Below are 11,680 nucleotides of genomic sequence, written 5' to 3'. Positions count from 1 at the left end.
TACCGGAGCACCCTGACCTATGAAGCGGCTTGTCCTTGTCCTCCTGATCGCCGGCGTCGCTGGCGGCGGCTATTACGGCTACCGCAGCTTCAAGGCTGGCGCGCAGCCTGCGCAAGCGCGCGCGGTGGCGAACCCGCAGGCTGCCGGCGTGCCCGTCGAGGTCAGCCGGGTGGAGGCCGTAACGGTCAATGAAGAGGTCCAGGCGCTGGGCACGCTGACCGCGAATGAAACAGTGGTCATCGCTCCCGAGATCGCCGGCCGGGTCGTGGCACTGGGATTCAAGGAAGGTGAGCGCGTCACCAAGGGCCAGGAACTGGTCAAGCTCGACCGGGCGATTCTCGACGCCGAAGTGAAACTGGCCGAGGCGGATCTGCGGCTGGCGCGCGATACCTATGAGCGCAACCGGGCGCTGGTCGACCGTGGCTCGGGCACGCAGGTCGCGCTCGAACAGGCGACGGCGCAACTGGCCTCCAGCGAGGCCCGCCTGCAGCTCGCGACCTCGCGCCGCGCTCTGACCGCCATAAGTGCGCCCTTCACCGGGGTTGTCGGCCTGCGTTCGGTCAGCGTCGGAGACTATGTCTCGGTCGGCAAGGAGCTGATCACGCTCACCGCAACCGACCCGATGAAGGTCGATTTCCGGGTTCCCGAGATTTACCTGACACGGGTCAAGGTCGGGCAGACCATCCAGCTCAAGGTCGATGCGCTGCCCGACACCGGCTTCACCGGCACGATCTTCGCGATCGATCCGATCGTCGATGTGAACGGCCGTGCGATCCGGCTGCGCGCCACCATCCCGAACGGCGACGGCGTCCTGAAGCCCGGCCTGTTCGCGCGGATCAACATCATCGTCGACCAGCGCGAGAACGCGCTCGTCGTGCCGGAGACTGCCGTAGTCCCCGATGGCACCGGCAAGATGATCTTCGTGGTCGAGAACGGCAAGGCGAAGCGCATGCCGGTCGAACTCGGCAAGCGCCTTCCGGGCAAGGTCGAGATCGTGAAGGGGCTGACCCCGACCATGCAGATCGTCACGGCCGGCCAGATGCGCCTGCGTGACGGCTCGGCCGTTGCCGTCAAGAATGCTCCGGCTCCGGTGCAGACGAGCGACGCACGATGAGCCTGTTTGCGCTCTTCGTCCGCCGGCCGGTTCTCTCGACCGTCCTCAGCCTGCTCGTCATCCTCATCGGCATCGTCTCCTATGGCCGGCTGACGGTGCGCGAATACCCGAACATCGACGAGCCGATCGTCTCGGTGAACACGACCTATCGCGGCGCCAGCGCCGAGATCATCGAATCCCAGGTCACGCAGATCCTGGAGAACTCGATCGCGGGCATCGAGGGCATCGAGATCATCACCTCGAACAGCCGTCAGGAGCGCAGCAGCATCTCTGTGCGCTTCCGTCCGGACGTGGATCCGGATGTCGCGGCCTCCGACGTGCGCGACCGCGTCAGCCGCGTGCGTGGGCGCATGCCGGACGAGATCGACGAGCCGATCATCGCCAAGGTCGAGGCCGACGCCCAGCCGGTGATGTATCTGTCGCTGACCAGCACGCGGCACAGCCCGCTGGAGCTGACCGACTTCGCCGACCGCTTCATTGCCGACCGGGTGCAGAACATCACCGGCGTCGCCGAAGTGCGCATTCTCGGCCAACGGCAATATGCGATGCGCATCTGGCTCGATCGGGCCCGCATGGCCGCCTACAATATCACCGTACAGGAGATCGAGGCGGCGCTGCGGGCGCAGAATGTCGAGATCCCGTCCGGCCGCATCGAGAGCAACGACCGTGAGTTCACGGTGCTGTCGCAGACCGGCCTGACCACGCCCGAGCAATTCCAGCAGATCGTGATCAAGGATGTCAGCGCATTTCCGGTGAAGCTGAGCGATGTCGCGAAGGTCGAGCTCGGCGCGCGCGAGGAGCGTAACGCCGCCTGGTTCGCCGGCCGCCCTTCGGTGACGATCGGCATCGTCAAGCAGGCGACGGCCAATCCGCTCGATGTCTCCTCCGGTGTTCGTGCGGCGCTGCCGGAGATCACCGATGATCTGCCCGACGGCATGGCGATCGCGACCTCCTACGACACCTCGATCTTCATCGATCGCTCGATCCAGGCGGTGTACACCACGATCGGCGAGGCGGTCGTCCTCGTCGTGCTGATCATCTTCGTCTTCCTGCGCTCGCTGCGCGCGACGCTGATCCCGCTGGTCACGATCCCGGTTTCGCTGATCGGCTCCTTCGCGCTGATGTATGCGCTCGGCTTCACCGTCAACACGCTGACGCTGCTCTCGATGGTGCTCGCCATCGGCCTCGTCGTCGACGACGCGATCGTCGTGCTGGAGAACGTGCACCGCCATGTCGAGAACGGCATGGAACCAAGCAAGGCGGCGATCCGCGGCATCAACGAGATCGCCTTTGCGGTCGTCGCGATGACGCTGACGCTGGTAGCGGTCTATGCACCGATGGCGTTCTCGACCGGGCGCACCGGAAAGCTCTTCATCGAGTTTGCCCTGACCCTGGCAGGGGCGGTGCTCGTTTCCGGTTTCGTCGCGCTGACGCTGACGCCGATGATGTGCGCCAAACTCCTGAAGCCGCACGAGTCGCATGGCTGGCTCTACAACGTGCTGGAGCGCGGTTTCGATGCGCTTTCCCGCGGTTATCGCCGTTCGCTGCGTGGGGCGCTTTCGATGCGCCCGGTCATCGTGCTGCTGGCGCTCAGTGTTGCTGGCGGCAGCTATTACTTCTTCACAAACCTGCGCTCGGAGCTGGCTCCGGTGGAAGACCGTGGCACGATCAACGCCATCGGCGTCTCGCCTGAGGGCGCAACGCTGAGCTTCACGGCGAGCTATGCGCGGCAGGTCGAGGAGTATTTCAAGAATCTTCCCGAAGTCGAGAGCTATCTCGTCATCACCGGCTTCCCCGACGTGACGCGCGCCATCGCATTCGCGCGGCTGAAGCCGTGGGAAGAGCGCCACCGCAAACAGCAGGATCTCGTTGCCGAGATCAATCGCGGGCTGTCGCAGATTCCGGGCATCCGCCTCTTCGCGGTCAATCCGCCCTCGCTTGGCGGCGGCGGAGCCAACAGCAAGCCGATCGAGTTCGTGCTGCGCTCCTCGGATTCCTATGCCGAGATCAAGAACTATGTCGATGCGGTCATCGCGGAGGCGTCCTCCTCGCCGGTGCTGACCAACCTCGAATCCAACCTCATCCTGGACAAGCCGCAGATCAAGGTTTCGATCGATCGGCAGCGCGCCAGCGATCTTGGCGTCGGCGTCGACATCATCGGCCGGACGATGGAGACCTTGCTCGGTGGGCGGCAGGTGACGCGCTTCAACATGAACGGCGAGCAGTATGACGTGATGCTGCAGGTCGCCGGGGAGGATCGCAACACGCCTCAGGCGCTGCAGTCGATCTATCTGCGTGGTCGCAACGGCACGGTGGTACAGCTCTCCAGCCTTGTCAGCATCGAGGAGAACGTCGCGCCCAAGGAGCTGATCCGCTTCAACCAGCTGCGCTCCGCGACGATCACGGCGGTGCCGGCGCCGGGCTATTCGCTCGGCGATGGACTGGCCGTCCTGGAGCAGGCGGCCGCCAAGGTGCTGCCGAAATCGGTGCAGATCGACTATTCCGGCCAGAGCCGCGAGTTCAAGCAGGCTGGCTCCTCGATCGCGATCGTGTTCCTCCTGGCGCTCGGCTTCATCTATCTGGTGCTGGCGGCGCAGTTCGAGAGCTTCATCGACCCGGTGGTGATCATGGTCTCGGTGCCGCTCTCGATCACGGGCGCGCTGGCGGCTTTGTATTTCAGCGGTGGCACGCTCAACGTCTACAGCCAGATCGGCCTGATCACGCTCGTCGGCCTCATCACCAAGCACGGCATCCTGATCCTCGAGTTCACCAACCAGTTGCGCGAGGAGGGCAAGGACCTCGTCGATGCGCTGGTCGAGGCCGCGGAACTGCGCCTGCGGCCGATCCTGATGACGACGGGCGCGATGGTGCTTGGTGCGGTGCCGCTGGCGCTCGCCCATGGCGCCGGTGCCGAAAGCCGCTCTCAGATCGGCTGGGTCATCGTCGGCGGCATGACCTTCGGCACCCTGCTGACGCTCTATGTGGTGCCGGTCGCCTATAGCTATCTGGCGCGGGCGCATCGGCCCGTGCACGGCGAGGACGCGGCGCATGGCCAGACACAGGTCCAGCCCGCGGAATGAACTGTGCGGAAAGGCGATCCAGGCCGCATCGCCGGCGCCTGGATCGCTGAGTCCGCGCTGATGCCTTGCGCTACTGCAGCCTGACCGAGACGCTCTCGCTCGCGCCTGCGCCGTCGATCACCGAAATCCGGACAAAGCCCTTGCCGCCGGGCTGCCAGGCGGTTTCACGGCGGCGGGTCGGTGCGGTCACCGGCGCCCCGTCGACCAGCCAGGTATAGGGCGGGGCGCCCCCGGCGACCTTGAGGTTGAGCAGCGCGTGCCCGTCGACGGCCGACGCCGCGAGATCGATGCGCGCGCCTTCCGGCGGGAAGGCCAGCGTGAGGCCAGGGCGGGCCAGTGCGGTCAGCGTCTTGGGCACGTCCTGCCGGAGATGGCGCAGCGGTGGCGGCAGGTTCGATGTCGAGGATATGATGGCGTTCGGCGGCTGCAGGAATGGCGGCGGATCATGGCCGAGACGTGCGAAGGCATCGAACAGGATCGGTGCCGCGACGACGCGCCCGACGAGCCCCGGCACGGCTCCGTTATCGGCGCGGCCGACCCAGACGCCGATCGTGTGCTTGCGGTCGAAGCCGACGGCCCAGGCATCGCGATAGCCATAGGATGTGCCGGTCTTGTAGGMGATACGCCCTGGTGCGGCATTGAGCGGCGGCGGAGCGCCTAGGAGCGTGTCGGCGACATACCAGGCTGCGACGGGATCGACGAGGCGAGGCGCCTCTCCGGCCGGCTGATCGCCGGCCTTGACCTTGAGCGGCAGCATCTCGCCGCCGCGGGCGAGGCCGACATAGAGCCGCGTCAGGTCGGACAGGGTGATGCCGAGACCACCAAGGCCCACCGCGAGCCCTGGCGCACCGCCCTCTTTCGGCATGGCGATCGCGACGCCGGAATCGCGCAGCCGCGACAGGAAACGTTGCGGGCCGAGTGACGAAAGCAATTCCACGGTCGGGACGTTCAGCGAAAGCTGCAAGGCCTTGCGCGCGCTGACCATGCCCTGGAAGCCGTGATCGAAATTCTCCGGCACATAGAGCCCGTAACGCGCCGGCCGATCCTCCAGCATGGTCTCGGGATGGGCGAGGCCGTTATCGAAGGCGAGCGCATAGATGAAGGGCTTGAGGGCCGAACCCGGCGAGCGCAGGGCACGGGTGAGATCGAGCGAGCCGGCGCGCTCGGCTGCAAAATAATCGACGCCGCCGACCGAGGCACGGATCTCACCGGTCTCGTTGTCGACGGCGAGAACGGCAATCGAGACCTGCGGGGCGAGGCCGAGGCTGCGTTCGCGGGCAAGCTGTTCGAGATTGGCCTGCAGCCTTGCATCGATGGTCAGGTGGTGGCGGCGAACGGTCGGTGCCTCGGCCACGACCTGCTCGGCGACATGCGGCGCCAGATTGGGAAAGGCCCTTCGTGCGGTCGGAACCGGCTCATCACGCGCGGCCGCGACTTCGGACTGCGTCACGAGGCCTGCTGCCTCGATGCGGGCGAGCACCCTGTCGCGCGCCTTGCGGGCGGTCTCGGCGAAGCGGTCGGGACGACGTTGCTCCGGTGCTTGTGGCAGCGCGACGAGCAGGGCGGCTTCGGCCGTGGAAAGACGTTTCGGCTCGCGGCCGAAATAGGCGAAGCTTGCTGCTCGCAGGCCTTCGAGATTGCCGCCGAAGGGCGCGAGCGCCAGGTAGAGATCGAGAATCTGATCCTTGCTGAAGCGGCGTTCCAGCTCAATCGCACGCACGGCCTGGCGCAGCTTGGCGGCAAGCGAGCGCTCCTCGCGCGGTTCGAGCAGCCGCGCGACCTGCATGGTCAGCGTCGAGCCGCCGGAGACGATGCGGCCATTGATCAGCATCTGCCCGGCGGCACGTAGCATCGCGACCGGGTCGATCCCGGAATGGCTGTCGAAGCGCCTGTCCTCGAAGGCCTTCAGCATCGCGAGATAGCGCGGGTCGACATCCTCGACGCCGACCGGGAGCTTCCAGCGACCGTCAGCGGTGAGGAAGGGGCGCAGCAGCTTGCCCTCGCGATCGAGCGCCACGGTCGAGCGGTCATGCGCAGCCGAGACATCGAGTGGGGGGAGGGTCGAGGCGTAGAAGGCAACGGAGCCGGCAGCCAAACCCATGAGCGCAAGCCCGAGCGCCGATGCCAGCGCAACGGGTTTCAGCCAGCGACGTCGACCCCTTCCACCCTGCGAAGGGGAGGGAGGAGGGATGCCGCTTTGCTCGTCCTGCGTGATCACGAGCCTTCGTGCCCTTACCTGGCCGAGGCGATGTCGACCGTGCCGAAGGCAGTGCGGCCGAAGCGGTCGGGACGGTACATGTCCTCAATGGCGGCTGCGGGCGCGACATAGCGGCCGGGCGAGACGGCGCGCGCGATATAGGCGACCGTGAAGGAGAGCGGCTGGTTGGACGAGCCAGGCCGTTCGAAGGCTACGACATAGCGATCGTCGCGCGCTTCCGTGTGGACCGGCGTGACGTCCTGCTTCAGCCAGCTCAACCCCTGCGTCGATGCCCCCTCCGTGAGATTGGCATTCTCGATCTCGAGCCCGGCCGGCAGTGGATCGACCAGCAGCAGTCGCCCGTAGCGAACCGAGGGCTCGGTCACCCCCAGCACGACGACGTAGCGCTCGTTCTGGCGCAGACGCGCCGGATCAGCCTTCTCGCCCTTCATGGTGTAATAGGTCCGCTCCAGGGCAAAGCCCTGGTTCAGGGCGGGTTCGGCGGCGGTCGGAATGCCGGCAACGGTGATCACGGCCTGCGCGGAGGCGGCGCCGGGATTGGCGATGACGAGCGGCTTTGCTTCCAGCGCCTCATCCGAAAGCGTGCGGTAGAAGGCGCCCTTGCGCTCGGTGCCGTCGACGGTCAGCGCCATGCCCTCGGCCTCCTTGGCCATGGCCTGAGCCGCCAGCACCATCCACATGTTCTCCTGGGTCGAGGTGTAGCGGGCGGAGCCGCGGGCGCTCTCGACGATTGCGGAAGCGCGGGCGATGTCGGCACGCTCGCCATTGGTTTCGGCGATCAGGGTCAGGACCGCCGTGCCGTCGCGCAGGCGCGAGCCGTAGTCGGGCCGTGACAGGCCGTCGTCACGCGCCTCCTGGAGGCCAGCAAGCGCGCTGGTGAAGGCGGCGCGACCGCGACCGCGATCGCCGAGCAGCGAGAGTGCCGCTCCAATCTGCGCGCGTGCCAGCGGCGAGGCGAACTCGGCCAGCTTGTTGTCGGCGAGATAGCGCAGGTCGCCCATCACGGGCCGGCCGTTGCGCGCGAGCACATAGAGCGCATAGGCGATGCCGGCGGCTTCTTCCTTGTTGATCTCGCTGGTGTTGACGACCTGATTGCGCAGCCGGTCGAGCGCGAGATTGAAGGCGATCTGCGGAACGTTGAACTGGCGCTCGCGGGCGCGGGTCAGGAAGTCCGTAACGAAGGCATCGAGCCAGAGGTCTTCGCCGCCGACACCCCAGAGCCCGAAGGAGCCGTTGCCGCCCTGGCGGGTGAGCACGCGCTCGATTGCGCCGTTGACGCGCTCGTCGGCGTTGGCATCGAGCGCGAGCTGCTCGAGACTGGCCAGCCGGTTGACATGCAGCAGCGGCAAGGCGCGGCTGACGGTCTGCTCGGTGCAGCCATAAGGGTAGCGGTCAAGCGCCTTCAGGATCGCCGGCACGTCGAGCGCGGCCAGCGGCGAGACGGAGACAGAGACCTGGCCGGAGCGCGGTACGAGATCGGCCAGGAGGTCCGACGACACGGTGATAGAGCCGCCATTGCCCGGGATCGGCCGGACGATGCGGCGGGCGATCGTGTTGGCCGAGGGCTGCACGCGCACCGCGAGGTTCTGCACGGTACCGACGCCGTTCGGGCCGCTGATCCGGACATCGAACTCGGCGCGGCCGAGACCCGCCGCCGTGACCGGGATCGTCATCTGGCTCTTGGCGCCGGCCGCGAGCGTCAGCGTGCGCCGTGTTGCATCGGCGGCAACGAGGACGGGCCCCTTCACGTCGAGATCGACGAGATAGGGGCCCGCGGGTCCCTCGACATTGTCGATCTGGAGATGGAAGCGCGACTGGTCGCCGATCGCGAGGAAGCGCGGCAGCGTCGCCTGGGCGACGATCTGGTCGCGCACGATGACGTCGGTGCTGGTTTGGCCGGTGCGGCCTTGCGACCAGGCGACAGCCATGACGCGGACCGAACCGTTGAAGGCGGGCAGTTCGAAATCGATCTTCGCAGTGCCGTCCTGGCCGAGCTTGACCACCCCGGAATAGCGCGCGAGCGGCTCCTGCGTAGGCGCCTCGCCCTGCAATGCAGGGGCTGCGTCACCGCCGGAGCGGATGGTGCCGCGCACGCCCTGCATGCCGTCGATCAGATAGCCGTAAAGATCACGGAGTTCATGGCCGATCTGGCGCTGGCCGAAGAAGTACTTGCTGGCGTCCGGGCTTTCGAAGCGGGTGAGATTGAGGATGCCGACATCGACCGCCGCAACCGTGACGAAAGCCTCCTCGCCGGCGCGTGCCCCGCTGACCTTGACCGGCAGGGACAGCGTCGAGAGCGGGCGCACCAGATTGGGCGCTCCGAGGTCGACCTGGAGCGTGCGCTGTTCCTTGCCGATCGAGAACCAGGACAGGCCGATGGCGCGCCCGGGCAGGCGCTGGGCGGCGGTGTCCATCGGGCGGTGGGCCAACGCGACGAGATAGGCGCTCGCACCCCATTCCGCCTTGACCGGGATCGAGGCCGTGCTGCCGCCGGGAGCGATGTCGATCGTCTGGATCTCGTTCAGCTTGTCGCCGACGACGGCGAGCGTTGCCTTGCCCGCGAAGCGCGGCGAGAGCCTGACCTGCATGGTCTCGCCAATCGCATAGGACGGCTTGTCGAGCGCGACCTCCAGCACATCGGGCGTGTCGGCGGTCTTGTCGCTCTCATAGCCGACGGTGAAGGAGACGCTGGTCTCGGTCGCGTCGGAGCCATCGGAGGCGACGTCGAGCCGGTAATTGCCCCATTGAACCGGGGCAGCGATGCGGGCCGCGGCCGTCTCGCTGACGGCGACCTCGCCATCGGCGACGCGGCGCGTCGTCTTCACTCCCTCATAGTTCCAGCGACCATCCTGGAAGAACCACTGATAGTTGCGATTGACCTTGGACAGCGTCCATTTCACGCCCGGCTTGGCAAGGCGGCGGCCGTCGCCATTGGCCATGATGACGTCGAAACTCGCCGTTTGGCCATTGCCGAGCTCGCCATCTTTGAACAGGGGCTTCACGCCGATGGCGGCGCCCTTCGGCACGATCGGCAAGGTGACGGAGCGGGCGATGGCGCGGCCGCCCGGCTCACCGACGCGCAAGGTGATCTCGACCTCGAGCGGGCGGTTGGTCTCGGGCTGCTGCACGCCGGCCGAGATCGTGGCCTTGCCTGCGGCGTCGGTGGTGGCGCTCTCCTCGAGGTCGCTCTGGATCGACTCGAAGGCCTCGTCGGTGAGGCCGACCTGAAACTCGGCGAAGCCCGGGATGGCGGATTTCGCGGCGGCGCGGATCGTGGTCGAGCCGTTGACGTCGAGCTCGGAGCCCGGCGCGCCGTAGAGATAGTGTGCATTGACATCGATCTCGGCCGGTTCGCCGGCCTGGAGCACGGGTGATTTCGGCGCGAGCGTCAGCTCGAGGCGCTCGGGCACGTAATCCTCGACGAGGAAGGAAACCTCGCCGATGGCTGCGCCCTTCGGGTCGGCATAGGCCTGGACGCGCCAGGTGCCTGTCTGCGCGCCGGAGATCAGCGGGATGGAATGAGCCCGCCCGCCGGCACCCTGATCCTCGACCTGACGGCGGCGGTACTCGACACCGTCCGGTCGCTTCACCACCAGAGTCAGCGGCAGGCCGGTGACGGCAGCGCCGGCGGAATCCCGCAGCAGGCTGGTGAGATAGACGGTCTCGCCGGAGCGATAAACGCCGCGCTCGGTATAGAGATAGGCGTCGAGGCCGGCCGGGGCGACGCGGCCCTTCACGCCACGATCGGAGAGATCGAAGGCAGTCTGCTTCAGGTCAAGGAAGCCATAATCCTCGTCGAGCAGGGCGGTGACGAGGCCCGGCGCATTGCCGCCCTGGCCCTTGGCAAGGCCGGCATCGAAGCGGGCATAGCCCTTCGCATCCGTGCGGGCGGTGGCGAGCACCTCGTTGTTGCGGGCGATGAGGCGCAGCACCGCATTCGGGATCGGCGCTGCGTTGGCGAGCGAGCGCGCCAGCACATGCACGCCATCGGGACCGGAGAAGGAGGTCAGGCCGAGATCGGAGACGACAAACCATTGTGTCGCGCGGGTCGAGCCGTCGTCATAGTCGCCGTCGCCCGAGGGCTGCGCGGCCTGTCCGCCCGTCGGCTTGGCAAACATCACGTAGACMCCGGGCTTGAGCTGCCCGACCGCTTCCAGCACCGGGAAGGCGGTGATCACATCCTTGTTGAGCTCGGACTTGACGTCCATCGCGCCGGCCCAGACGCGCTGGCCCTTGTCGGACGCGATCTGGCCCGCGTTGTAGCTGCCGAGCTGGCTGAGGAAATCGTCGGAATGGACGGAGTTGATCAGGTTGCGGTCGCCGATGCGCATGACTTCGAGGTCGAGCTTGTCGGCATTCACGGAGACGACCGGGATGCCCTGCTGACCGGTGCGCGGCAGCACATAGTTCTTGCCGGTGAAGCGCACTGACGGTGTGCGATCGCGGACATAGACCTCATAATCGGCGGATTTCAGCAGCTTCTCGTCGGGGAGTGCGGAAGGCACACCCTGGCGAATGACGAACGCGTAGCGTTCGCCGTGGCGCAGGCCGTCGACGCAGATCTGGCGCTCCTCGGCGCTGACGGCGAAATCGCCCTTGCCGCCGGAAATCGCGACATAGGGCGCGAAATCGATGCGCCCGCGGGCGAGCGGCTCGGAGAATTCGAAGCAGGCGCGCGGGCTCGCCGCATCGGCATCGACCTTGTTGGAGAGCAAGCGGAAGCCGCGCTTCTCGCGCAGGCCTTCATAGGCGGTGCGCAGTTGCGCATTGTCCTGGAGATCGAGGCTGAGACGATAGGCGGTCAGGGCCGGGCGCCAGAGTTCGTTGCGCTCGAAGGTGCGGGCGAGCACCGCGAGCGAGGCTGCTTCGTCCGGGCGGGAGGTTGCGCGCTGATAGGCGAGGTAGGCTGCACTGATCGCGCGTTCGCGCAGTTCCCAGCGCTCACGATAGTCACGCGGCTCGATCGCATTGGCGGCGCGTGCCATCAGGCGCCAGCCGGCGGAATTCTGGGGATCGGCGACGACGGCGGCATTGGCCTGGGGCAGGGCGGCACGGGCATCGCCTCGGGAGAGCGCAGCTTCGCCGTCACGCAGCGCGACCGCCGCGGGGCGTGTGCTGGCCGAGACGTCGCGCTTCAGGCGTTCCTCGAGCCTTTGCCCATCAGCCTGGAGATCGTTGCGGATATAGGCCTTCTGGGCGAGTGCCGGGGTGGCGGCGAGGGCAAGACCGAGAATCAGCGCGAGCCGGGAGAGCAAGGTCATGATCAGT

At 67.0% G+C, this 11,680-nt stretch carries 4 protein-coding genes; 2 read left to right on the top strand and 2 right to left on the bottom strand.

The window, feature by feature from the left end; genetic code table 11:
- Window positions 1-19: 19 nt before the first annotated feature.
- On the top strand, window positions 20-1,114 hold the full coding sequence (locus AC1DW9_RS03415) for an efflux RND transporter periplasmic adaptor subunit (RefSeq protein ID WP_441488001.1): 1,095 nt from the start codon (window positions 20-22) through the stop codon (window positions 1,112-1,114).
- Entirely contained in the window at window positions 1,111-4,194 is a 3,084-nt protein-coding gene (locus AC1DW9_RS03410) for an efflux RND transporter permease subunit (protein WP_476775575.1), read from the top strand. The genes AC1DW9_RS03415 and AC1DW9_RS03410 overlap by 4 nt, the downstream gene beginning before the upstream one ends.
- Before the next feature lie 70 nt (window positions 4,195-4,264).
- Here the strand turns inward: AC1DW9_RS03410 and pbpC are convergent, their stop codons facing one another.
- Window positions 4,265-6,295: a penicillin-binding protein 1C gene (pbpC, locus tag AC1DW9_RS03405; RefSeq protein ID WP_476855027.1), complete on the bottom strand. Its 2,031-nt coding sequence runs from the start codon at window positions 6,293-6,295 to the stop codon at window positions 4,265-4,267.
- Window positions 6,296-6,426: 131 nt separating this feature from the next.
- A complete protein-coding gene (locus AC1DW9_RS03400) occupies window positions 6,427-11,673 on the bottom strand; it encodes an alpha-2-macroglobulin family protein (RefSeq protein WP_476775643.1) in 5,247 nt (1,748 codons plus the stop codon).
- Window positions 11,674-11,680 lie beyond the last annotated feature (7 nt).

This window comes from Allobosea sp. P4_E12, from assembly GCF_056401655.1.
This window is presented reverse-complemented; position numbering and strand designations above follow the sequence as displayed.

What these genes read in the sequence shown, in the direction of transcription:
- AC1DW9_RS03415 (WP_441488001.1), top strand. Translation starts at nt 20, where the DNA reads ATGAAGCGGCTTGTCCTTGTCCTCCTGATCGCCGGCGTCGCTGGCGGC.
- AC1DW9_RS03410 (WP_476775575.1), top strand. Translation starts at nt 1,111, where the DNA reads ATGAGCCTGTTTGCGCTCTTCGTCCGCCGGCCGGTTCTCTCGACCGTC.